This window comes from Stenotrophomonas sp. LM091, from assembly GCF_001806305.1.
GTDB classification, from domain to species: domain Bacteria; phylum Pseudomonadota; class Gammaproteobacteria; order Xanthomonadales; family Xanthomonadaceae; genus Stenotrophomonas; species Stenotrophomonas bentonitica_A.
Genome location: NZ_CP017483.1, coordinates 2,218,461 through 2,240,537, shown reverse-complemented (window position 1 = coordinate 2,240,537; position 22,077 = coordinate 2,218,461). Strand labels below are relative to the sequence as shown.

The 22,077-nt window shown below is 67.4% G+C and carries 15 protein-coding genes; 8 read left to right on the top strand and 7 right to left on the bottom strand.

The window, feature by feature from the left end; genetic code table 11:
• Nucleotides 1-90 precede the first annotated feature (90 nt).
• Together BIZ42_RS09700 and BIZ42_RS09695 are read right to left on the bottom strand one after the other, a co-directional pair.
• Entirely contained in the window at nucleotides 91-3,270 is a 3,180-nt protein-coding gene (locus BIZ42_RS09700; RefSeq protein ID WP_070426306.1) for a TonB-dependent receptor, read from the bottom strand.
• A gap of 263 nt (nucleotides 3,271-3,533) precedes the next feature.
• Nucleotides 3,534-6,290, bottom strand: coding sequence for a TonB-dependent receptor (locus tag BIZ42_RS09695; protein ID WP_070426305.1), 2,757 nt, complete (start codon nucleotides 6,288-6,290; stop codon nucleotides 3,534-3,536).
• 271 nt (nucleotides 6,291-6,561) lie between these two features.
• Here BIZ42_RS09695 and BIZ42_RS09690 point away from each other — a divergent pair, with 271 nt between their 5' ends.
• Together BIZ42_RS09690 and eda are read left to right on the top strand one after the other, a co-directional pair.
• On the top strand, nucleotides 6,562-7,578 hold the full coding sequence (locus BIZ42_RS09690) for a sugar kinase (protein WP_083279829.1): 1,017 nt from the start codon (nucleotides 6,562-6,564) through the stop codon (nucleotides 7,576-7,578).
• On the top strand, nucleotides 7,565-8,203 hold the full coding sequence (gene eda / locus BIZ42_RS09685) for a bifunctional 4-hydroxy-2-oxoglutarate aldolase/2-dehydro-3-deoxy-phosphogluconate aldolase (protein WP_070426303.1): 639 nt from the start codon (nucleotides 7,565-7,567) through the stop codon (nucleotides 8,201-8,203). The genes BIZ42_RS09690 and eda overlap by 14 nt, the downstream gene beginning before the upstream one ends.
• Nucleotides 8,204-8,222: 19 nt before the next feature.
• Here eda and BIZ42_RS09680 read toward each other — a convergent pair whose 3' ends face one another.
• Nucleotides 8,223-10,106, bottom strand: a complete 1,884-nt coding sequence (locus tag BIZ42_RS09680; protein WP_070426302.1) for a sigma-54-dependent Fis family transcriptional regulator — start codon at nucleotides 10,104-10,106, stop codon at nucleotides 8,223-8,225.
• Nucleotides 10,107-10,346: 240 nt separating this feature from the next.
• On the opposite strand from BIZ42_RS09680, the gene adh reads away from it, so the two are divergent.
• The 4 genes from adh to BIZ42_RS09660 all read left to right on the top strand — a co-directional run bounded on the left by adh (nucleotide 10,347) and on the right by BIZ42_RS09660 (nucleotide 13,909).
• On the top strand, nucleotides 10,347-11,876 hold the full coding sequence (gene adh, locus BIZ42_RS09675; RefSeq protein WP_070426301.1) for an aldehyde dehydrogenase: 1,530 nt from the start codon (nucleotides 10,347-10,349) through the stop codon (nucleotides 11,874-11,876).
• 86 nt (nucleotides 11,877-11,962) lie between these two features.
• A complete protein-coding gene (gene adhP / locus BIZ42_RS09670; RefSeq protein WP_070426300.1) occupies nucleotides 11,963-12,991 on the top strand; it encodes an alcohol dehydrogenase AdhP in 1,029 nt (342 codons plus the stop codon).
• Between the two features lie 88 nt (nucleotides 12,992-13,079).
• On the top strand, nucleotides 13,080-13,457 hold the full coding sequence (locus tag BIZ42_RS09665) for a DUF779 domain-containing protein (protein ID WP_026069918.1): 378 nt from the start codon (nucleotides 13,080-13,082) through the stop codon (nucleotides 13,455-13,457).
• A gap of 56 nt (nucleotides 13,458-13,513) precedes the next feature.
• Nucleotides 13,514-13,909 carry a hypothetical protein gene (locus BIZ42_RS09660; protein WP_070426299.1) on the top strand — a complete coding sequence of 132 codons (396 nt, stop codon included), beginning with the start codon at nucleotides 13,514-13,516 and terminating at the stop codon, nucleotides 13,907-13,909.
• Here BIZ42_RS09660 and ligD read toward each other — a convergent pair whose 3' ends face one another.
• The 3 genes from ligD to BIZ42_RS09645 all read right to left on the bottom strand — a co-directional run bounded on the left by ligD (nucleotide 13,910) and on the right by BIZ42_RS09645 (nucleotide 17,937).
• Nucleotides 13,910-16,495, bottom strand: a complete 2,586-nt coding sequence (gene ligD / locus BIZ42_RS09655; RefSeq protein ID WP_070426298.1) for a DNA ligase D — start codon at nucleotides 16,493-16,495, stop codon at nucleotides 13,910-13,912. It abuts the gene before it with no gap.
• 6 nt (nucleotides 16,496-16,501) lie between these two features.
• On the bottom strand, nucleotides 16,502-17,443 hold the full coding sequence (locus BIZ42_RS09650) for a Ku protein (protein ID WP_070426297.1): 942 nt from the start codon (nucleotides 17,441-17,443) through the stop codon (nucleotides 16,502-16,504).
• A 98-nt stretch (nucleotides 17,444-17,541) separates the two neighbouring features.
• On the bottom strand, nucleotides 17,542-17,937 hold the full coding sequence (locus tag BIZ42_RS09645; protein ID WP_019184068.1) for a hypothetical protein: 396 nt from the start codon (nucleotides 17,935-17,937) through the stop codon (nucleotides 17,542-17,544).
• A gap of 144 nt (nucleotides 17,938-18,081) precedes the next feature.
• On the opposite strand from BIZ42_RS09645, the gene BIZ42_RS09640 reads away from it, so the two are divergent.
• Nucleotides 18,082-18,423, top strand: coding sequence for a hypothetical protein (locus BIZ42_RS09640; RefSeq protein ID WP_046272249.1), 342 nt, complete (start codon nucleotides 18,082-18,084; stop codon nucleotides 18,421-18,423).
• A 10-nt stretch (nucleotides 18,424-18,433) separates the two neighbouring features.
• Here the strand turns inward: BIZ42_RS09640 and BIZ42_RS09635 are convergent, their stop codons facing one another.
• Entirely contained in the window at nucleotides 18,434-20,560 is a 2,127-nt protein-coding gene (locus BIZ42_RS09635; RefSeq protein WP_070426296.1) for a TonB-dependent receptor, read from the bottom strand.
• Nucleotides 20,561-20,736: 176 nt separating this feature from the next.
• On the opposite strand from BIZ42_RS09635, the gene BIZ42_RS09630 reads away from it, so the two are divergent.
• Complete coding sequence (locus BIZ42_RS09630) at nucleotides 20,737-21,939, top strand: amino acid aminotransferase (protein WP_070426295.1); 1,203 nt, start codon at nucleotides 20,737-20,739, stop codon at nucleotides 21,937-21,939.
• The last annotated feature ends 138 nt before the right edge of the window (nucleotides 21,940-22,077 follow it).

Genomic DNA, 22,077 nt, shown 5'->3' with positions numbered 1-22,077 from the left:
ACGGTGGCCTCCCGCCCCGGCACCGCGCCCGCCATCCCGGAGAGAAGGATGCAAGCGGGCGCGATACCTGTGGCGGAAGACGCAGCACGGTCAGAACTTGTAACGCAGGCCGAGGTAGTACTGGCGGCCCGTATGGGTGTAGCGATCCGGCAGCGACAGCGCTGAATCGACGTAGCGCTCGTCGGCGGTGTCAAGCAGGTTGATCGCCTCGAAGGTCAGCGAGAGGTTCTTGTTGACCTTGTAGGACATGTTGAAGTCCACGTTCTCCACGCTGTACTTGCCCTGCACGTCGGCGGTGGCGAACTGGTTGCCGTCCAGGTCCCACACGTTCTCCTGCGAGAGGATCGTGCTGATGTACGCGTCGCGGTAGCTGGTGGAGACGCGGGCGCTGAAGCGGCCGTCGTCGTAGTACAGCGTGGCGTTGTAGGAGTTCGGCGAGAGATTCAGCAGGTCGTTCTCGGTGTAGGTGGTGACGATCGTGCTGCCGGTGCCCGAGCTGAACATGTACTTGATCTTCGACTCGACGTGCGTGTAGTTCAGCTGCACGCCGAAGTTCTTCCAGAAGCCGGGCAGGAAGCTGAAAGGCTGCTGGTAGGACACTTCATAGCCCTTGAGCGGGCCGCCCGGGGTGTTGAAGTAGCTCTGCACGTTGAACACGGTGTCCGGGCTGAAGCCGGTCGGCAGCAGGTCCAGCGAGTAGCCCATGTCCGCCCAGGTGGTGAGCAGGCGCGTGCGCTGCACGTAGCTGTCGATATCCTTGTAGAACAGCGCCGCCGACAGCAGGGCCCCTTCCTCGAAGTACCACTCCGCGCTCAGGTCGTAGTTGGTCGAGCGGAACGGATCCAACTTGGGGTTGCCCAGGTTGATCGAGTAGCTGCGGTCGTCATCGAAGTACGCGGTGGGTCCCCCGCTGACGCTGGGCGACAGGTTGGACAGGGTCGGGCGGGCCATGGTCTTGGCCGCGCCGAAGCGCAGAACGAAGGTGTCGCTCAGGTCCCAGGCCAGGTTCAGCGAGGGCAGCCAGTCGTCGTACTTGTGGCCGACCCGGGTGGCGACCTGCAGGCGCTCGCCGGGATCGGCGGTGGCGCTGGCCACCCCGAAGAACGGCGCGCAGGCCGAAGACAGATCGGTCGCATTGGCCGCGGTGCACGGCGCATAGCCATCGGCGGTGATCCGCGTCTGCACATAGCGCACGCCGAGGTTGCCACGGAACGCGCGGCCCAGCAGGTCGGTGTTGAAGTCGAGCTGCAGGTAGCTGCCGTAGCTCTTCTCGTTGACGTCGAAGTTGTTGTTGGACGCGCCGAAGTGGCCCACGCTGGCCAGGCGGTAGTCGCCGCCCAGGGTACCGGTGTCGCAGTTGCAGTAGATGTCCAGCAGCTTGGCGATCTGGTTGAAGTCCGGCACCAGCCAGCTGTTGGGCAGGTTGCCGTCCATGCCCTTGCCGAAGCCGCTCAGCGTATCGCTCAGGTCACCGACGGTGACGCCGGCCGGCAGTGCCTGCGACAGGCGCCCGTAACTGATGTTGCGGAACTCCTGCGTGCTCATGTCGTAGTCCTTGTAGGCCAGACCGCCGCGCAGGGTGAAGGTGGGGCTGATATCGAAGGTCAGATCGACCTTGGCCGTGTCGAAGGCGTTGTCGACGTACTGCGGATTCAAGCGCACTTCACTGATGTTGCCGCCACGCGCGGTGCCGTTGGCGTTGACCGGCGTGCTGCCGTAGCCGAGCCACTTCCAGTTGTCCACGGCGTTGAGATCGAACGGGAAGGACATCGCCGGCACCTTGCCGTTGCGCATGTCCAGCACGAAGCCATCCAGGTTGCTGTTGTCGAAGCTGACCATCGAGAAGATCGGCCGCTCATAGTTCGACTCGGAGTGGCCGACCACGGCATCCAGGCGCACCGCATCGTTGAAGCGATGCTCCAGGTTCAGGCTGAACTGCTTGAACTCGGTGCTTTCTTCGATGGCGGTGGATTCGGTGCGGAAGTCGACGTTGTCGAACACGCCGTAGGTCAGGCGGTTCTGCTCATCGGCCTGCGCCTCGCGGACCACGATCTGGGTCTTGCCGCCGTACTGCGCGGTGCGATGCAGGTTGGCGCCGATGGAGTCTTCGCGCACGTTCTTGTCGAGCTTGGAGTACAGCATGTCCAGGTTCAACTGCGTGTCGTCGCTGACCTTGAACTGCAGCGCGCCGGTGACACCCAGGCGCTCGATCTCATGTTCGGTGCGGATATAACGCGGGTAACGCGGGATCCAGGCGTTGGTCGCGGTCTCGTAGGCGGCGATGTTCTCCGCCGTCGCGGCCGGGCGATCCAGGCCGGGGCCGCAGTGGGTCGCATCGATGCCGTAGCTGCCCCAGCCGTTGCTGCGCGCCTGGTTGGCGGCGCTGCCGACACCGGCGGCGGTTTCATTGGCCAGCGGGTTGCGCGGGGTCTGCGGGTCGTAGCCGGCCGGGCTGCAGAAGCCGTAGGTGCCGTTGTTGGCCGCGGTGCTCTGGTTGGAGTTGCGGTAGTTGCCGTGCTCCCAGCGGACCGGGTTGTAGCCTTCTTCGAAGATGGTGCGCTTGCTGTAGGCCACCGACATCAGCGCGCCGACCCGGCCGTCGGCCCAGGTGTTGCTGATCAGCCCGGAGATGCGCGGGTCCTTGTTCCTGGAGAGCTCGTTGAAGCCGTACTGGCCGCCGAGCGAGGCCTGGAAGCCCTCGAAATCGAACGGGCGCGAGCCGCGAAGATCGACGGTGGCGCCGAGCGAGCCCTCATCGGTCTGCGCCGACTGGGTCTTGTTGATCTTGACCCGGCTGAACAGCTCCGAGGCGAAGGTATTGAAGTCGAAGCCGCGGCTGCGGTTGACGCCGGTGGTGCCGCTGCCTGCGGTGGACAGCGCTTCCAGGCCGTTGATGCGCACGCGGGTGAAGTCCGAGCCCAGGCCGCGCACGGAGATCTGCTGGCCTTCGCCGCCTTCACGGTCGATCGAGACGCCGGCGATGCGCTGCATCGACTCGGCCAGGTTCAGATCCGGGAACTTGCCGATGTCTTCGGCGTAGATCGCATCGACCTGCTCGACGCTGTAGCGCTTTTCATCCAGCGACTGCTGCAGGCTTTCGCGGTAGGTCGCCTTGACCTCCACCTTGTCCAGATCGACCGCGTTGAGTGACGCGGCCTGTTCCGGCGTCTGCTGTGCCGCGGCGATGCCAGCCACGCCCTGCAGCGCGAAGGCGATCGATACTGCAAGCAAGGTAACCGGTGTCTTTTTACGGGTGTCGAGTCGTTCCATCGTGTGTAAGCCCCTCCCAGGGTTCGCCGCCATGCGACCGTGATGTTGATGAGTCATGACGTCCGGCCTCCCCCGGAGCGTCCAGCGCGCATTGCCGCGGTGACACCGCTGGTCATCCGAAACGTAACAAACCCTTCACGCGGCGGCATCTTGCGCCGCAGCAGCGTGCATTCGCTGGAGAGAGTCGTGGGATGGCAACGATGGCGGCGCGCGCGCAGCCGGCGGCGTGATCACTCACGCCGCCGGCGGGTACTGCCGTTGAATCAGAACTTGTAGCGCACGCCGAGCAGGAACTGGCGGCCGGTTTCGGTGTACTGCAGCGGCAGGCGACCGGTGGCCGGCGAGTAGACCCACTCGTCGGAAGCTTCGTTGGTCAGGTTGATGCCTTCCAGGCTCAGTTCGAGCTGGTCGCTGATCGTGTAGCGGATCGAGGCATCGATGACGGTGGTGCCGGTCATGCCGTGGTAACCGTCGAGGTTGAAGCCGGTTTCCGTACCCGGTGCCTGGGTCAGGTAGTCATCGCGGTTGGTCGCCGAGACGCGGCCGGAGAAGACCTTGCCTTCGTAGAACAGCGTGGCGTTCCAGGACGACTTGGACAGGCCGGTCAGGTCGGTCTTCATCACCGGCTGGCCCGCCGCGTTGAGGTACTGGATCTGCGATTCCACCCAGGTGTAGTTCAACTGCACGCCCAGGTTGGACCACTTGCCCGGCAGGAAGGTGAACGGCTGGGTGTAGTTGGCTTCCACGCCGTGCAGTTCACCGCCCGGGGTGTTGACCGGGCGGCTGTAGGTGAAGTCGTCGGCGGGCGAGGCACCGGTGCCGATCAGCAGCGAGGCGGGCAGGCCGCTGTCGGAGTACGGACGCACTTCGCGGGTGGTCTGCACGAAGCTCTCGATGTCCTTGTAGAACAGCCCGATGCCGGCCATCGCGCCTTCGGCGAAGTACCACTCGAAGCCGAGGTCGACGTTGGTCGCGCGGATCGGCTCCAGGTCCGGGTTGCCGCTGGAGATGGTGCGCGCACCACCGGCCACGGCCACCGTTGCGCCCGGCGTCAGGCTGCCCAGGCCCGGGCGGCTCATCACCTTGGCCGCGCCGAGGCGGATCAGGAAGTCCGGGGTGACTTCAGCCACCAGGTTGAACGAGGGCAGGGTGTCGTTGTAGGTGCGGTTCTCGGTGGTGGAGACCGTACCGGTGGCCAGCGTGGACAGGCCGGTGGAGCTCTGCTTGGTGCGCACGTAGCGCACACCCACGTTGCCCGACAGCGGCAGGCTGCCCAGTTCGGTGGAGAACTCGCCCATCAGGTAGGCACCACGGTCCTTCTCTTCGACGCTGCGCACGTTGTTGGCGCGCGGGGCGACGGCGAAGATGCCGCTGTTGCTGTAGATGTCGAACTGATCGGCAATCGCGTTCAGGTCCGGCACCACCCAGTTGGACGGGCTGCCGTTGATGCCCTTCAGGCCGGCCTGCTCGGTCATGTCCACCGGCACGATCTTGGTGCCATCGGCGAAGTTGGGCACGGCCAGTTCGCTGGCACGGCGCAGCTCGGTGGTCTTGAAGGTGTAGTCCTTGGCCAGCACGCCGCCCTTCAGGCGGAAGCCCGGGCTGATGTTCCAGTTGAAGTCGAGCTGGCCGGTATCGAAGTCATTGTCCACGTACTGCGGGCGCAGGCGGATTTCCGCCAGTTCCCAGCCCGCCGGGTTGGTCGGGTCGATGCCGTAGTTCAGCGTCGGGAAGCGGCTGTTGCCCCGGTAGTCGTAGCTGTAATTGTCGACGTCGTACTTGTCCATGATGATCGTGGTCTGGACTGGGTTCTCGTGCTTGGAGCGCGAGATGCCGACCTTGCCGGACAAGGTGAAGTCATCGCCGAAGCGGTGCTGGCCATTGAGGCTGAGCTGCTTGAACTCGGTGCTCCACTCGTCATGGCGGTTTTCGGTGCGGATATCGACGTTGTCGAACTCGCCGTAGACCAGTGCGTTGTTCTCGATCACGCCGTTCTTGACGATCATCGCCGGCTTGCCGACCAGGCGCGGCGTGGTGCTGGTGCCACGGCTGAAGGAGATCGCTTCGATGTAGTGCTCGTCGCGGGTCGCATCGATCTTGGAATACAGCGCATCCAGCGAGAACTCGGTGGCATCGCTCGGCTTCCACTGCAGGGTGCCGGTCACGCCCAGGCGCTTCTGCTCATGCTCCATCTGCACGTAGCGCGGGAAGCGCGGGTGGTAGACGTCGGCCGAACGGGCGGCGGCGAACGGCGAGGCCGCGTTGAAGTTGCCGTTGCTCGGGCCGTTGGCCCAGCGGCCGGTGTTGGAGCCCTCTTCCAGCGCCTGGCGCTCGGAATAGGCCACCGACAACAAGGCACCGAAGGTGCCGTCGGCGAAGGTGTTGGAAATCAGTGCGGCCATGCGCGGGTCGGCTTTTTCGGCCATCGCGTTGTAACCGGCCTGGCCGCTGGCGGCAAAGGTGAAGCCGTCATAGTCGAACGGGCGCGCGGTGCGCAGGTCGACCGTGGCCCCCAGCGAGCCTTCCTCGACGTCGGCCGAGGCGGTCTTGCGCACCATCAGCTGCGAGAACAGGTCCGAGGCGAACACGTTGAAGTCGAAGCCGCGGCCGCGGTTGGTGCCGCCACTCTGGTCACCGGCACCGACCGTGGTCAGCGCTTCCATGCCGTTGATGCGCACACGGGTGAAGTCCGGGCCCAGGCCACGCACGGAGATGTTGCGGCCTTCGCCGGCCTCACGGGTGATGACCACGCCCGGGATGCGCTGCAGCGACTCGGCCAGGTTCAGATCGGGGAACTTGCCGATATCCTCGGCGACGATGGCGTCGACCACGCCGGCTTCGCCGCGCTTGATGTCCAGCGCCTTCTCGACACTGGCGCGGTAGCCGGTGACGACGACGGTATCCAGATCGGTGGGGTTGGTCCCCGCATCCTGGGCCAGCGCGGTACCACTCAGCGCCAGGCCGATCGACAATGCGAGCAAGGTAACCGGTGTCTTTTTCTGCGTGTTCTGGACTTGCATGTTTTCCCTCTCCCAAGGTGCTACATGAAACAGCTATCCAACGACATGTCAGTGCAATGACACCGCTGGTCAGGGCGGACGTTAACAGCCCGTTACTGATCCGGCATCTTGCACCGCAGCAGACTTTCAATGTCCCGCAGACGCTTGCAGGACAATGGTTCCGACATTCGGGACAGGTGGACGGGGCGGCGTCCATCGCTAGAATGACACCGCTAGCCATTGCTGTCGGGCGCCTGCGTGGCGGCCGCGGCCCTCACAAGGATCCAGGACCATGAGTCGTGTTGTCTGTTTCGGAGAGTTGTTGTTGCGCATGAGCGCGCCCGGCCGGGAGCTGTTGCTGCAGAGCCCGCAGCTGGCCGTGCACGCCGGGGGTGCGGAGGCCAATGTCGGTGTCTCTCTGGCCCATCTGGGGCATGCAGTGGCCGCGGTCAGCACGGTGCCGGCCAACCCGCTGGGCGAGTACGCCGTGGGCGAACTACGCCGGCACGGGGTGGACACCGCAGCGGTGCGCCGCACCGAGGGCCGCATGGGCCTGTACTTCCTGACCACCGGCGCCGTGCAGCGTGCCAGCGAAGTGGTCTACGACCGCGCCGATTCGGCCTTCGCCAACAGCAGCGCCGCCGACTACGACTGGGACACGCTGTTGACCGGTGCCGACTGGCTGCACCTGTCCGGGGTCAGCCCGGCGCTCAACCCGGCCATGGCCCAGGCCACGCTGGCCGCCGCGCGTGCGGCGTGCGCGCGGGGCGTGAAGGTGTCCTTCGATGGCAACTTCCGCCCGTCGCTGTGGGCGCGCTGGCAGGGTGATGCACCCGGCATCCTGCGCGAGCTGTTCGCCTGCGCCGATCTGGTCTTCGCGGACTACCGCGATATCGGGGTGGTGCTCGGGGGTGAATTCGGGCAGGCCGATGTGCACGAGCGGGTCGATGCAGCCGCCGCGCAGGCCTTCGCGGCCTTCCCGCGGCTGCAGTGGATGGCCTGCACCCAGCGCACCCCGCACAGTGTGGACACCCATTCGCTCGGGGCGATGCTGATCGGCCGCGATGGCACCCGCGCCGTGGCACCCACCCGCGAGATGATCGGCATCGTGGACCGCATCGGCGGTGGCGATGCCTTCGCCGCCGGCATCCTGCATGGCATGATGCGCGGCTTCGCGCCGGACATGATCGTGCGCTTCGGCCTGGCCGCAGGCTGCCTGAAGCATTCCATCCCCGGCGATTTCAACCCTGTCAGCGAGGCTGACATCATGGCCCTCACGGGCGAGGAGCGATTCGATGTCCGGCGCTGATCCGCGCGTACGCGCAGTCCTGAAACTGGCCCCGGTGATTCCGGTGTTCACCCCGGAAAATGTCGAGGATGCGGTCGAGGTCGCGCGTGCCCTGTTCAACGGCGGCCTGCCGGTGATCGAAGTGACGCTGCGCACGCCGATGGCGATGGAGGCGATCCAGGCGATGGTCGAGGCCGTGCCCGATGCCGTGGTCGGCGCCGGTACCGTGTTGACGGCCGCGCAGATGGAGAAGGTCAAGCAGGTGGGCGGGCGCTTTGCGGTATCGCCGGGCGCGACCCTGCGCCTGTACGCCGCCGCGCGCGATACCGATCTGCCGTTCCTGCCGGGCGTGGCGACCTCGTCGGAGCTGATGCTCGGCCTGGAGCAGGGTCTGGATACCTTCAAGTTCTTCCCGGCGGTGCAGGCCGGCGGCGCGGCCATGCTCTCGGCATGGAACGGCCCGTTCGGCGATGTGCGGTTCTGCCCGACCGGCGGCATCAGCGCGCAGACCGCGCGCGATTTCCTGCATCTGCCCAACGTGCTGTGCGTGGGCGGTTCGTGGCTCACCACGCGGGCGCTGCTGCAGGCCAGGGACTGGGCCGGCATCGAGCAGCTCGCGCGCGATTCGGCCGCGCTGGTCGGCTGAGCCCGCACGGCCTGCCGCCTCAGTGGCGTCGGGCCGTCGCCCCGACGCGGCGATACAGGGTGCTGCGACTGATGCCCAGCGCGCGCGCGGCCTGGGCGACATTGCCATGGCTGGCGCGCAGCGCATCACGCATGGCGGTTTCGGTCATCGCCTCCAGACCCTCGGCCGTGGACGGCATCACCGGCGCAGGCGCCGCCTGCAGATAGGCCGGCAGCATGCCGTGCCGGATCACGTCACCCGTATCGCTCAGCGCCACCAGCGTGCGCAGGCAGGAACACAGCTGCCGCACGTTGCCCGGCCAGGCGTATCCAGCCAGCGCCTCCAGCGCCGGGGTCTCCAGTTCGCGGCCCTGGCCCAGCCGCTGCCACAGGCCACGCACCAGCGCTGCACGCTCGGCATGCTCGCGCAGCGCCGGCAGGCGCACGCTGTGATCGGCGATGCGGTAGTAGAGATCGCTGCGGAAGTCACCGGCGGCCATTGCCTGGTCCAGATCGCGGTGGGTGGCGCAGATCAAGGCGAAATCCAGCTGCACCGGCTTGCCGCCGCCCAGTGGTGACAGGGTGCGCTCCTGCAGCACGCGCAGCAGCCGCGGCTGCAGCGCCAGCGGCATGTCGCCGATCTCATCGAGGAACAGCACCCCGCCCTGGGCCTGGCGCAGCAGGCCGGTGTTGCCGCTCTTGCGCGCGCCGGTGAAGGCACCTTCCTCGTAGCCGAACAGCTCGGCTTCGATCAGGCCTTCCGGCAGCGCCGCGCAGTTGACCGCCACGAACGGCTTGTCGGCACGCGTACTGCGCCGGTGCAGCTCACGCGCGAAGACTTCCTTGCCGGTACCGGTCTCCCCCTGCAGCAGCACCGGCAGCTGCGCATCCAGCACGCGGCAGGCGCGCTCGAGCACCTGCTGCTGGGCCGCATCGAACAGCGGCGTGGCGTCCACCCGCGCCGCAGCTGCAGCGGCGCGCGCGGGTGTCGCGGGGGTCGGCCGCGCGGGCAGTGGCGAGCGTACCGTGGCGCCACCGGACGGGCTCACGTGGCCATACAGCGCGCGTCCCTGGCGGTCGACCAGCGCGCCATCATCGTGCAGCCGCGACAGCGGGCCATCGAACAACGCCTCGTAGGGCGCCCTGCCGATGTCGCCGTGGTCCAGGCCGAACAGGGCCAGCCCGGCACGGTTGGCGGCCACCAGGCGGCCATTGCGGAAGCCCAGCACGCCTTCGCGCGCGGTGCCGAGCAGCCCGGCGTCGTGATGCAGGCGGACCACCTCGCAGTCGCCCAGCCCTGCCTCGAAGTAACGGTGTTCGATGTGCGCCACCGCCTGCCGCGCCAGGACGCGGGCATGCAGGTGCTGCTGGCGCGCATCGCCGGAGATATCCAGTACCCCCACGCGCTGCCCGTAGGGATCGAAGATCGGCGTCGCCGAACAGGTCAGGATCGCGTGCGGGGCGAAGTAGTGCTCGCCACCGCGCACTTCCACCGAGCGGCCTTCGACGATCGCGGTGCCGATCGCATTGGTGCCCACCGTGGTTTCATCCCAGCGCACGCCGGGCATCAGCGCCACGCGCCCGGCCTTGTCCAGAAACGCCGGGTTGCCCTCGGCATCCAGGATCCAGCCGGCTTCATCGGTCAGCAGCGCGATGCTGCCGGTCGCGGCGATGTCGGCGGCCAGGCCATCCAGCTCCGGGCGCGCCAGCCGCCACAGGGTTTCCTGGCGCTGCCGCAGTTCGCGCAGGCGCGCGTCCGGCAGCGGCTCGACCTCCGGCTGCACATCCACCGAGAGCCCACCGCGCTGGCAGCGTTGCCAGGACTGCAGGATGGTGTCGGGCACGATACCGACCGGTGCCGCGCCACGTTCGAAGAACGAGCGGCGCGCATTGCCGACACGGTGCTGGAGCGGAAGCTGGGACACCTGGGTTCTCCAGTGTCGCAATCTGCGACAGTTGTAGCGGGGCCTGTTCCGATAAACACCACACCCGGGGTTACCGCGCAATGACCGGCCGTGGTGCACTGCATCAGTTTCAGTGGCCCTCTCCAGTCCGTGCGCCGCGTAGCGCCATGCCGCACTGCACCACACCGAACCTGGCATCGTCCTTGCGCCATGGAACAGACCCCTTACCGGGCCTGTCCACTGCCATCCGGAGATGCACCCATGAATGCCGTCACGTCCGCCAAGCCGCACGCCACCGATCCGCAGTCCATCTTCAAGCCGCGCTACGGCAACTACATCGGCGGGGAATGGGTGGCGCCGCGCAGCGGCCAGTACTTTGAAAACACCACCCCGGTGACCGGCAAGGTGTTCACCGAGGTCGCCCGTTCCAACGCCGAAGACATCGAAGCGGCGCTCGACGCTGCCCACGCGGCCAAGGCCGCCTGGGCCGAGACCTCGACCACCGAACGCGCCAATATCCTCAACAGGATCGCCGACCGCATCGAGGAAAACCTCGAGCTGCTCGCGCATGCCGAGACCTGGGACAACGGCAAGCCGATCCGCGAAACGCTCAACGCCGACGTGCCGCTGATGGCCGACCACTTCCGCTACTTCGCCGGGGCCGTGCGCGCGCAGGAAGGCAGCCTGTCGGAGATCGACAAGGACACCATCGCCTACCACTTCCACGAGCCGCTCGGCGTGGTCGGGCAGATCATCCCGTGGAACTTCCCGATGCTGATGGCCGCCTGGAAGCTGGCCCCGGCCCTGGCCGCCGGCAACTGCGTGGTGCTCAAGCCGGCCGAGCAGACCCCGGCTTCGATCCTGGTGCTGATGGAGGTGATCGGCGATCTGCTGCCCAAGGGCGTGCTCAACGTGGTCAATGGCTTCGGTGTGGAGGCGGGCAAGCCGCTGGCGTCCAACCCGCGCATCGCCAAGATCGCCTTCACCGGCGAGACCACCACCGGCCGGCTGATCATGCAGTACGCCAGCCAGAACCTGATCCCGGTGACGCTGGAGCTGGGCGGCAAATCCCCGAACATCTTCTTCGCCGATGTCATGGCCGAGGATGACGACTTCCTCGACAAGGCCATCGAAGGCTTCGTGCTGTTCGCCTTCAACCAGGGCGAGGTGTGTACCTGCCCGTCGCGCGCGCTGATCCAGGAATCGATCTACGAGAAATTCATGGAACGCGCGCTCAAGCGCGTGGCCGCGATCAAGCAGGGCAATCCGCTCGATCCCAACACCATGGTCGGTGCGCAGGCCTCCTCCGAGCAGCTGGAGAAAATCCTCTCCTACTTCGACATCGGCAAGCAGGAGGGTGCCGAGGTGTTGATCGGCGGTGAGCAGGCCAAGCTGGACGGCGACCTGGCCGGCGGCTTCTACGTGAAGCCCACCGTGTTCAAGGGCCACAACAAGATGCGCGTGTTCCAGGAAGAGATCTTCGGGCCGGTGGTTTCGGTGACCACGTTCAAGACCGAGGAGGAAGCGCTGGAGCTCGCCAACGACACCCTGTACGGCCTCGGCGCCGGCGTGTGGAGCCGCGATGCGTCGCGCCTGTACCGCATGGGCCGTGGCATCCAGGCCGGACGCGTGTGGACCAACTGCTACCACGCCTATCCGGCACATGCCGCGTTCGGCGGCTACAAGCAGTCGGGCATCGGCCGCGAGAACCACAAGATGATGCTCGACCACTACCAGCAGACCAAGAACCTGCTGGTCAGCTATTCGCCCAAGAAGCTGGGCTTCTTCTGAGCCCGCGCCGGGCTTGATCCCGATCAAGGCGCCGGCATGCGGCCGGCGCCACAGTGCTGTCATTGGCAATCCACGGAGATCCACGCATGAACAAGACCATGAAGGCCGCTGTCGTCCGCGAATTCGGAAAGCCGTTGCGCATCGAGGAAGTCGAGGTGCCACGTCCGGGGCCCGGCGACATCCTGGTGAAGATCGAAGCCTGTGGCGTGTGCCACACCGACCTGCATGCGGTGGATGGTGACTGGCCGGTCAAGCCCAACCCGCCCTTCATTCCCGGCCATGAAGGGGTCGGCCACGTGGTGGCGGTGGGTGCGGGTGTCAGCCACATCCGCGAGGGCGACCGCGTCGGCATCCCGTGGCTGTATTCGGCGTGCGGCTACTGCGAGCACTGCCTGGGCGGCTGGGAAACCCTGTGCGAAGCGCAGCAGAACACCGGCTACTCGGTGAACGGTGGCTTCGCCGAATATGCGCTGGCCAATGCGGCCTATGTCGGCCTGCTGCCGAAGGGCGTGGGCTTCATCGAGGTCGCGCCGATCCTGTGTGCCGGCGTCACCGTCTACAAAGGCCTGAAGGTCACCGATACCAAGCCCGGCCAGTGGGTGGTGATCTCCGGCATCGGCGGGCTCGGCCACATGGCCGTGCAGTACGCCAAGGCGATGGGCCTGAACGTGGCCGCGGTGGATATCGATGACGGCAAGCTGGCGCTGGCCGAGCGGCTGGGCGCGACGATCACCGTCAACGCGCGCAATACCGATCCGGCCGCGTTCCTGAAGAAGGAGATCGGCGGCGCGCACGGCGCACTGGTCACCGCGGTCTCGCCAAAGGCCTTCGAGCAGGCACTGGGCATGGTCCGCCGGGGCGGTACGGTCTCGTTGAACGGCCTGCCGCCGGGAGACTTCCCGCTGGACATCTTCGGCATGGTGCTCAACGGCATCACCGTGCGTGGGTCGATCGTCGGCACCCGCCTGGACCTGCAGGAATCGCTGGAATTCGCCGAGCAGGGCAAGGTCGCCGCAACGGTCACCAGCGATTCGCTGGAGAACATCAACGACATCTTCGCGCGCATGCAGGCCGGCAAGATCGAAGGCCGCGTGGTGCTCGACATGAACGCGTAAAACACACGGCGCGCTGCCGACGTACCTCGGCAGCGCCTGTTCCACGGTAGTGCCGGCCTCGCTGGCCGGCTCCCGGAGATTCCCGACCATGCCCGACCTCCCGCTCCAGGTAATGGCCACGCTCCCGGCCCTGCAGCTGATCGAGACATTGCAGGCCCGCCATGGCGACCTGCTGTTCCATCAGTCCGGTGGCTGCTGCGACGGCTCCTCGCCGATGTGTTTCGCCCAGGGCGATTTCATCGTGGGCGACCGCGACGTGCGCATGGGCGAGATCGGCGGGGCGCCGTTCTACATCAGCCCCGCGCAGTTCGAATACTGGAAGCACACCCAGCTGATCATCGACGTGGTGCCCGGCCGGGGCGGCATGTTCTCGCTGGAGAACGGCGAGGGCGTGCGCTTCCTGGTCCGCTCGCGCTTGTTCAGCGATGAGGAGTTCGCGCAGCTCAAGGCCGCCGGCCGGGTCTGAACCACGCCGCGGCAACCCGTCCATAATGGCGGCTCTCCCGCCGTGACGCCCCTGCCATGCCTGTGTGGTCCGCCCTGAAGAATCCACTGCTGTCCGTGCTGGCCGTCGTGTTCGCGTTCGCGGTGATGGTGCTGGTCAACAGCCTCGGTTCCTGGCTGGTGCCGTTGCTGCGCATTCCGCCGGGCGGCGAGCCGCAGCTGGCCTGGGACCTGGCCTGGACGATCCTCAGCGGCATCGCTGCGATCGCCTTCGCCAGCCGTTATGCGCCCACCTGGCCACGTGTGCACGGCGGCGTGGTGTGGGCGGTGATCGCGGCCGCCTCGATCTACACCGCCTGGGATTTCGGCAGCGATTTCCCGTTCTGGTTCGTGGTGACCCTGCTGGTGTCGCTGCCTGTGCAGGCATTGGTGGGCCTGTGGGTGGGCACGCGGTTCCGGCCAGCGCGCGCCTGATCAGCTGCCGGGCAGCACCTGCTTCACCTGCTCGATGCCTTCCCACGGGTCCTGCTTCAGCCGCTCCGCACGCTGCAGCGCCTTCGCCATCGGGAAGGCGTCCGGCGCCGCGATGCGGCCCAGCTCTTCCCAGCGCAGCGGCACCGCCACGCCGGCTCCGGGCCGCGCCCGCAGCGACCACGAGCTCACACTGGTGGCGCCGCGCGCATTGCGCAGCCAATCGATGAAGATCACCCCATCGCGCTTGGCCTTGCTCATCGTCGCCACATAGCGCTCCGGTGCCTGGGTGGCCATGGCCTGCGCAAACGCCTCGCAGAAGTCCTTGGCCTGCGCCCAGTCGGCCTTGGGCTGCAGCGGCACCACCACGTGCACGCCCTTGCCGCCGGAAAGCCGGACGAAGCTCTCCAGCCCGGCTTCCTGCAGGCGCGCGCGCACATCGCGTGCGGCGGCCTTGATCTGCGTCCAGTTCACGCCTTCGCCGGGATCCAGATCGAACACCAGCCGGTCCGGATGTTCGGGGTCATCGACGGTGGCGCCCCAGGGATGCAGCTCCAGGGTGTTCATCTGCACCAGCTGCAGCAGGCCCTCCACGTCCTCGATGTAGAGGTAGTCTTCGCGCCCGCTCTTCTGCTCCAGCGGAATCGCCTTGACCGCACCGCCCAGGCCGGTGCCGTGGTGTTTCTGGAAGAAGCAGGGCGTGTCCACCCCGTCCGGGCAGCGCAGCACCGACAGCGGGCGGTGCGCCACCTCGGGCAGGATCCAGCGCGCCATGCGCCGGTAGTAGTCGGCCACCTCGCCCTTGGTGATTTTCGCCTTGGCGAACACCACGCGCTCGGGATGGCTGATCGTCACCGTGCTCTCGTCCTGCGCGGCCGTAGCTGCCTTCTTTCGCCCGCGCGTTCCGGCCGGGGTGGCGGAGGCCGCGGTAGTGGAGGGGGTGGGGGAGACGGCCGTAGCTGTGGCGCCCAGATCCTTGGCGTGTTTGTCCTCGCGCAGCCGCTTGAAGCTGGCCTGGCGCAGCAACCCTTCCTTGGCCCATCCACGGAATGCGACCTCCGCCACCAGCACCGGCTTCACCCAGTGCACGCTGCGTGCGGTGAACGGCACATGCGCAGGCAGCTCGACCACCGCGTCCTTCACCGTCAGCGGGGTCAGCTGCCTGGTCAGCGCGCGCAGCGCGGCATCGTCGAAGCCCGTGCCGACGCGGCCGACATACCGTAGCCCGCGCTTGTCCGGGGTGGCCATCAGCAGCGAGCCGAAGCCACTGCGCGATCCCTTCGGTTCGGTATAGCCGACGATGAGGAACTCATCGGTGTTCTCGTGCTTGATCTTGATCCAGTCGCGCGAACGCGCGTTGACGTAGGGCGCGTCGATCCGCTTGCTGATGATGCCTTCGAAGCCGGCCTCGCCACTGGCGGCGAACACCGCCGGGCCGTGGTCGCGCACGTGGTCGCTGTAGGCCAGGGTGCCCGGCGTGGCGCCCAGCAGGTCCTTGAGCAGGGCCTTGCGCTCCAGCAGGGGCACCCGGCTGACGTCCACCCCCGCGATGCCGGGCATGTCGAACACCACATAGCGCAGCGGCTGTTTGGCGGTGCCATCGATGACCTTCTGCAACGCAGTAAAGTCACTGCGGCCCTGCGCATCCAGCACCACCAGCTCACCGTCCAGGCGTAGATCGCGCACCGGCAGCCGCTCGATCGCCTGCACCACCTCGGGAAAATCGTCGGTCCAGTTCAACCCGCCGCGCGAGCGCAGCGACACCACGCCATCGCGCACATCGGCCAGCAGGCGATAACCGTCCCATTTGATCTCGTGCAGCCACTGCTCGCCGTCCGGTGCGGTGGCACGGTGATCGGTCAGCTGAGGCTTGAAGTCATGCGGGTAGGGCGTTGCGCGAGCGCCCTGCAGGGCCAGCGCGCGCTTGGACCAGCGCGCGTCCGCCTTGCGTTCGGCCTTGCGTGCGGGGCTACCTGTCGCGGCCTTGGCCGGCGCGGTCTTCCTTGCCGGGGCAGCTTTGCTGGCGTTGGCAGCGGCAACCTTCTTCGCGCTTGCGCGCTTGCCTGCCTTGGGCGGTGCCTCCAACAGATCATCAGCCTCCATATCCCTGGCCTCCTCGTCATCGCGTTTGATCAGCAGCCACTGGTGCTGCTTGCCCTTCATCGCAGTGCGCACCAGTTTCCAGCCGCCCTTGAGCCGTTCACCGTGCAGGACGAAGTCCACCTTGCCGGCCGCGATCGCCTCCAGCGGATCGCCATCGCAGGCCCAGGTGCCGTGGTCGTAGACGTCCACATGCCCGGCGCCGTAATGGCCGCTGGGGATATCGCCGGCAAACGTCGCGTAGGACAGCGGGTGATCTTCAACCTCCACCGCGAGCCGTTTTTCACCAACGCGCAGCGAGGGGCCTTTCGGCACCGCCCAGCTCTTGAGCACGCCATCGGCTTCCAGCCGGAAGTCGTAATGGCGCGAGCTGGCGTGGTGCAGCTGCACCACGAAGATCGGCCGCCGCGCCGGCGCGCCGCGGCGCTCGGCATCCGGCTCGGGGGTGCCGTCGAAGCGGCGTTTGCGGCGGTATTCCTGCAGGGACACGTCGGCTTACCCGGCTTTGCGCGCGGGCGCGCGCTTGGTGGTCTTCTTGGCCGCTTTGCCCGCTGTCTTGGTCGCCTTTTTGGCCGCAGTGGGTTTGGCGACCTTTGCCGTAGCCTTCTTCGCCGCCGACTTTTTGGCGGCCGGCGTGCGCTTCTTGGCATCCAGGCTCTTCTGCAGCAACGACATGAAGTCGACCACGTTGGTCGCGTCGTCCTCGCGCGGGGCCGGCTCTTCCTCCACCTTGGTGGTGCCACCCTTGGCCTTGATCCGCTTTTTCAGCAGCGTGTGCAGGCGCTCGCGGAATTCATCGTGGTACTCATCCGGCTTCCATTCGCCGGACATGGAGGCGATCAACTGCTCGGCCATCGCCGTTTCCTTGCTGTTGATACGGTACTCGGCGAGGCTGCCGCTGGGCAGCTTGTACTCGTCCGGGTCGACCAGTTCCTGTGGATAACGCAGGATCATCAGCACCAGTCCATTGCCGTGCGGCATCACCGCGCACAGGTATTCGCGCGTGCGCACCACCACCCGTGCGATGCCGACCTTGCCGGTGCTGCGCAGCGTTTCGCGCAGCAGCACGTAGCCTTTCTCGGCTTTTTTGGCGGGCACCAGCAGGTAGGGCTTCTCGTAGTACCGCGGGTCGATGGTGGCGGCGTCGACGAAGGTCTCCACCTCGACCGCCTCATGGCTTTGCGGCGCGGCCGAGCGGATGTCGTCTTCCTCCAGCACGACATAGCTGCCCTTGTCGTACTCGTAGGCTTTGACGATCTCTTTCCACGGCACTTCCTCACCGGTATCGGCGTTGACCCGTTCGAAGCGGATCGGCTTGCGGTCGCGCGAATCCAGCATGCGGAAGTGCAGGTCGACATTGCGTTCGCCGGACATCAGCGACACCGGGACATTGAGCAGCCCGAATGACAGCGTGCCGGTCCAGATCGGTCGGGCCATGGTGGCGCCACTCCAACACTACAGGGAGGGCAGCTGTACCGCGGCGCACGTGAAACGCCTGTGTCCGGCCTGTGCAGGCCGTGGCTGCACGCCCGCGGCTACTGCAGCAGGCCGTGCACCGCCGCCGCCGGCATGTGGTCCAGCGCCAGCCAGGCATCCTCGACCACCGCCCGTGCCTGGTGCCAGCCCAGCCGCGATTGGCCGCGCATCTGTTCCCAGTGCTCGGCCAGCTCGCCGTCGGTGTCATCGGCGCCGCGCGGCCAGTCGGCGTAATGCGTGGTCAGGGCGAAGGCATAGGCCGGGTACAGGTCGCGCCAGCTGCGGCGCCCCTGGCTGCGGCGCTGCTCGTAGTCACTGCGCATGTACTGCAGGTAGTCCTGGGCGACCGCCTGCGCATCTTCGGCGCGGTCGCGGCGCGCGCGGCGCCCGCTCCGTTCCGGCTGCAGGTAGGCGTTGAACAACGCGGGTGCGGCACGGCGGTCCAGGCGGGGCATGACACGACTCCGACAGCGGTGGGGGAGGCAGGAATAGACCCGCCGCCGTTATCCAGCCGTGACAGATTCGTTGACGCACCGGGATTCGCAGCGACTTCACCCGCCGCGCGCTGTAGTGGGCTGCACAGCTACTGGAGAACTCCCATGCCCCGCGATCCTCTGCGCGACGCCACCGCCCCGGTCCCCGGCGAGCAGCGCGCCAAACATGACAACCAGGACGCCGAAGACCGCGGCGCCGGCATGTCCGTGCCCGACGACGAACCCGATCACCTGCCGGTGGCCGTCACGCCCGATCCCGTCCCGCGCGACCGCAAGGATTCGGCGGCCGGCGAGAAAGGCCCCGCCGGCCATCATCGCCGCGAAGATGAATACCAGCGCCGCCAGCGCAAGGAACACGCCAGCGACAACCAGGACGAGGCGCTGGAAGAGACCTTCCCGGCCAGCGACCCGACCTCACCGTTCGTGCCGGCCAAGCCGCCCAGGTAAGCCGCTGCGATCAGGGCGCCCACTGCCACTGCAGGCCCACGTTGTAGCGACGATCCGGGCCGGGCTCGAAGAAGCGCTGGTTGCCATCGTTGACGATCACCGAGCCGATGTAGCGCTGGTCCAGCGCGTTGTCGATCCGCGCGAAGGCACGCAGCGTGCCCTGCGCGGTGGTCCAGCGCCGTGACATTTCCAGGTTGAGCAGCGCGTAGCCCGGCGCGCGCTCAGTGGCCAGGTCGTTCACCACGGTGTCGCTGGAAGCCACTATCTCGGCCGCCCACTGCCACGTTCCCGGGCGGTACTGCACCCGCGCGTTCCACTGCTGACTGGGCACGCCGGGCAGGCGTGACCCGGCCGCCACCGTATTGCAGCCGCTGGCCGCGCACAGCGCATACGGGTCGCGCACGGTGGCCTCGATCCAGGTGTAGGCCAGCGTGAGATCCGCCTGCGCACCCAGCGGCTGTACATAGCTGGCTTCCGCGCCCTGGCGGCGGGTGCGGCCGATGTTGCGGTAGGTACTGCGGCCGCCGCTGTTGCTCGCCACCGCCAGCTCGTCATCGGTATCGGCGCGGAACAGCGCAGCCTCGACCTGCACGCCACTCTGGCCGTGCCACTTGCTGCCCACTTCCAGGTTGCGGCTGCGGGCCGCCGAGAGATCCAGCGCCAGCCCGGCCTGGCCATCGGCGCGGTAGCCCAGCTCGTTGAAGGTCGGGGTCTCGAAGCCACGCCCGGCCGAGGCATACAGCCGCCACGCATCGCTGGCGCGGAACACCACGCCGGCCACCGGGGTGGTCGCTTCGTAGCGACGCGACCCGCTGTCGTCGGGATTGCCGGCGGTGATGTAGTGGTCGTTGGAGCGGAAGCGCACGGTGCTGTGCCGCATACCAAGCAACAGCGACCAGCGCGGTGCCCACTGCCACCACGCCTGCGCGAACTGGTCCACGTTCTCGACCCGGTCGCTCTGGTCGCGGCGCAGGCGGCCCTTGATGCCCACCTGATCACCGACGAAATTCTCGTAACCGCGGCGATCCTGCTGCTGACGGTCGGCATTGGCGCCGATCACCACGTCCAGCGGTCGACCAGCCCAGTCGCCGTGCCAGGCCCAGCGCGCGTCGAGTCCACCGTAATCGCCGTCCAGATCGATCACCCCGCCGGCATGCAGCGCGTTGGCCTGCGGCCCCGGTGGGATCGCCAGGTACTGCTCCACGCTGCGCTGGCCGGCGTAGCCCATCGCACGCCAGGTCTGCGCCCCTTCGGTGCGGGTGAAGACCAGCCCGGCCTGGGCCTGGCGCACGGATTTGCGGGTGTTGTACTGGGTGGCCACCGCGGTGGCCTGGCGCGGGTTCTCGCGCACCTGGGCGCGGGTCAGGCCGAGTGGATCCTGCGCGTCGGGCGCATCGAAGTAGTTCAGCACCAGATCCAGCTGGCCGCCGCCGACATCCGTGCCCAAGCGGGCGTTGACCGATTCGCGCCGGGCCTGGCTGTGGTCGCGCCAGCCATCGGTGCGGAAGTGGTTGGCGGCCACGTTGTAGCGGATCGGTCCCTGCACGCCACGCAGCTGGGCGCCGGCGCTGACAGTGTTGTCGCTGCCGGTATCCAGCCGCAGGCGCCACGGGTCGCCTTCGGCACCGTCCGCGCTCCACACCTGGACCACGCCACCGGAGGAGTTGCCGTACAGCGCCGAGAACGGCCCGCGCAGCACCTCCACGCGCTGCGCCGAGAGCAGGCTGGCGTGGGAGAGCTGGCCCTGGCCGTCGGGCATGGTGGCCGGCACACCGTCCACGAGCACGCGCACGCCACGCACGCCGAAGGTCGAACGCGCGCCGAAGCCGCGGATCGAGAGCTGGGTGTCCTGCGCATAGTTCTGACGATCGCGCGCGACCACCCCGGGGATGCCGTTGAGCGCCTCGGAGAGCTGGGCCAGCGGGCCGGTACGGTCTTCATCCACCCAGACCGTGGTCAGCGAGGCGGGCAGGTCGATATCGGCCACCTGCGCCACGCGCGCAGCCTGGACCTGGACCGTGGGCAGCCGCTCGATCGGGGCGGTGGGAGCGGGGGTGTTCTGGGCCTGCGCCAGCGACGGCAGCAACACGGCCGAGGCCAGCGCACAATGGCGGGCCAGCGGGGTAAGACGGAGCATGCGGGGCGGGATCCTCGGTAAATGGGCGTGCCGCACGCCATGGTACGGAAGATGACGTGACGACGGCCTCGGCGCCCTTGGCAGGGCTTTGTTACGATGGGTCGGTTTTGGCTGATTCTGCCGCCAATCCTGCGTCGCGCCACCCTCCCCCTTCCGTCATCCGAATGAGTACCGCCGTGTCCTTCTTTGCAAATGTGGAACTGGTCCCAGGCGACCCGATCCTGGGCCTGACCGAGGCTTACAACGCCGACAGCCGTCCGACCAAGGTCAACCTGGGCGTGGGCATCTATTACGACGAGAGCGGCCGCATCCCGCTGCTCCGCGCCGTGAACAGGATCGAACAGCAGCTGGCCAATGACGCCAAACCGCGCGGCTACCTGCCGATCGACGGCCTGCCGGCCTACAACCAGGCCACCCGCGAGCTGGTCTTCGGCAAGGATTCGCCGCTGCTGGCCGCTGGCCGCGTGGCCACCTCGCAGACCATCGGCGGCAGCGGTGCGCTGCGCGTCGGCGCGGACCTGCTGCACAAGCTGCTGCCGCACGCCACCATCGCCATCAGCAACCCGAGCTGGGAAAACCATCGCGCGGTGTTCGGCGCGGCCGGCTTCGACGTGGTCGATTACACCTACTTCGATGCCGCCACCCATGGCGTGGACTTCGACGGCATGCTGGCCGACCTCGGCAAGCTGCAGCCGGGCACCGTGGTGCTGCTGCACGCGTGCTGCCACAACCCGACCGGTGCCGACCTCACCGTCGCGCAGTGGAAGCAGGTGGCCGAGCTGCTGAAGGACCGCCAGCTGTTCCCGTTCATCGACATGGCCTACCAGGGCTTCGACAAGGGCATCAGCGAAGATGGCGCCGCCGTGCGCATCATCGCCGAGGCCGACATCGACAGCTTCGTGGTCGCCAACTCGTACTCCAAGTCGTTCTCGCTGTATGGCGAGCGCATTGGCGCGCTGTCGGTGGTCGCCCCGGATGCGAACGCGGCCAAGGCCGTGCAGTCGCAGGTCAAGCGCATCATCCGCACGATCTACTCCAGCCCGTCCAACCATGGCGCCGCGCTGGTGGCCGGCGTGCTCAACAGCGTCGAGCTGCGCCAGCTGTGGGAAGCGGAACTGACCGAAATGCGTGAGCGCATCCATGCCCTGCGCCATGGCCTGGTGGAGAACCTGGTCGCCGCCGGCGCACCGGAGTACGCCTTCATCAACGACCAGGCCGGCATGTTCTCGTACTCGGGCCTGAGCCGCGCCCAGGTGGACCGCCTGCGCGACGAGTTCGCGATCTACGCCGTGGGCACCGGCCGCATCTGCGTGGCCGCACTGAACCAGGGCAACCTGGAGTACGTGGCCAAGGCCGTGGCCACCGTCAGCAAGGGCTGAGCGGCATCGCCCCCGTGAGGAAGAACGGCCGCCCTGTGCGGCCGTTTTTCTTTGCCGCGCCGGCCGCGCGTTGCGCGCGGTGGGAACGGTTACGGCGGCCCGCGCCTCGTAATGGCTCCGGGGAAGGGCGACAATAGG

Coding starts and splice junctions, on each gene's coding strand:
- BIZ42_RS09700 (WP_070426306.1), bottom strand. CDS start 3,270: ATGGAACGACTCGACACCCGTAAAAAGACACCGGTTACCTTGCTTGCA.
- BIZ42_RS09695 (WP_070426305.1), bottom strand. CDS start 6,290: ATGCAAGTCCAGAACACGCAGAAAAAGACACCGGTTACCTTGCTCGCA.
- BIZ42_RS09690 (WP_083279829.1), top strand. CDS start 6,562: ATGAGTCGTGTTGTCTGTTTCGGAGAGTTGTTGTTGCGCATGAGCGCG.
- eda (WP_070426303.1), top strand. CDS start 7,565: ATGTCCGGCGCTGATCCGCGCGTACGCGCAGTCCTGAAACTGGCCCCG.
- adh (WP_070426301.1), top strand. CDS start 10,347: ATGAATGCCGTCACGTCCGCCAAGCCGCACGCCACCGATCCGCAGTCC.
- adhP (WP_070426300.1), top strand. CDS start 11,963: ATGAACAAGACCATGAAGGCCGCTGTCGTCCGCGAATTCGGAAAGCCG.
- BIZ42_RS09665 (WP_026069918.1), top strand. CDS start 13,080: ATGCCCGACCTCCCGCTCCAGGTAATGGCCACGCTCCCGGCCCTGCAG.
- BIZ42_RS09660 (WP_070426299.1), top strand. CDS start 13,514: ATGCCTGTGTGGTCCGCCCTGAAGAATCCACTGCTGTCCGTGCTGGCC.
- BIZ42_RS09650 (WP_070426297.1), bottom strand. CDS start 17,443: ATGGCCCGACCGATCTGGACCGGCACGCTGTCATTCGGGCTGCTCAAT.
- BIZ42_RS09645 (WP_019184068.1), bottom strand. CDS start 17,937: ATGCCCCGCCTGGACCGCCGTGCCGCACCCGCGTTGTTCAACGCCTAC.
- BIZ42_RS09640 (WP_046272249.1), top strand. CDS start 18,082: ATGCCCCGCGATCCTCTGCGCGACGCCACCGCCCCGGTCCCCGGCGAG.
- BIZ42_RS09635 (WP_070426296.1), bottom strand. CDS start 20,560: ATGCTCCGTCTTACCCCGCTGGCCCGCCATTGTGCGCTGGCCTCGGCC.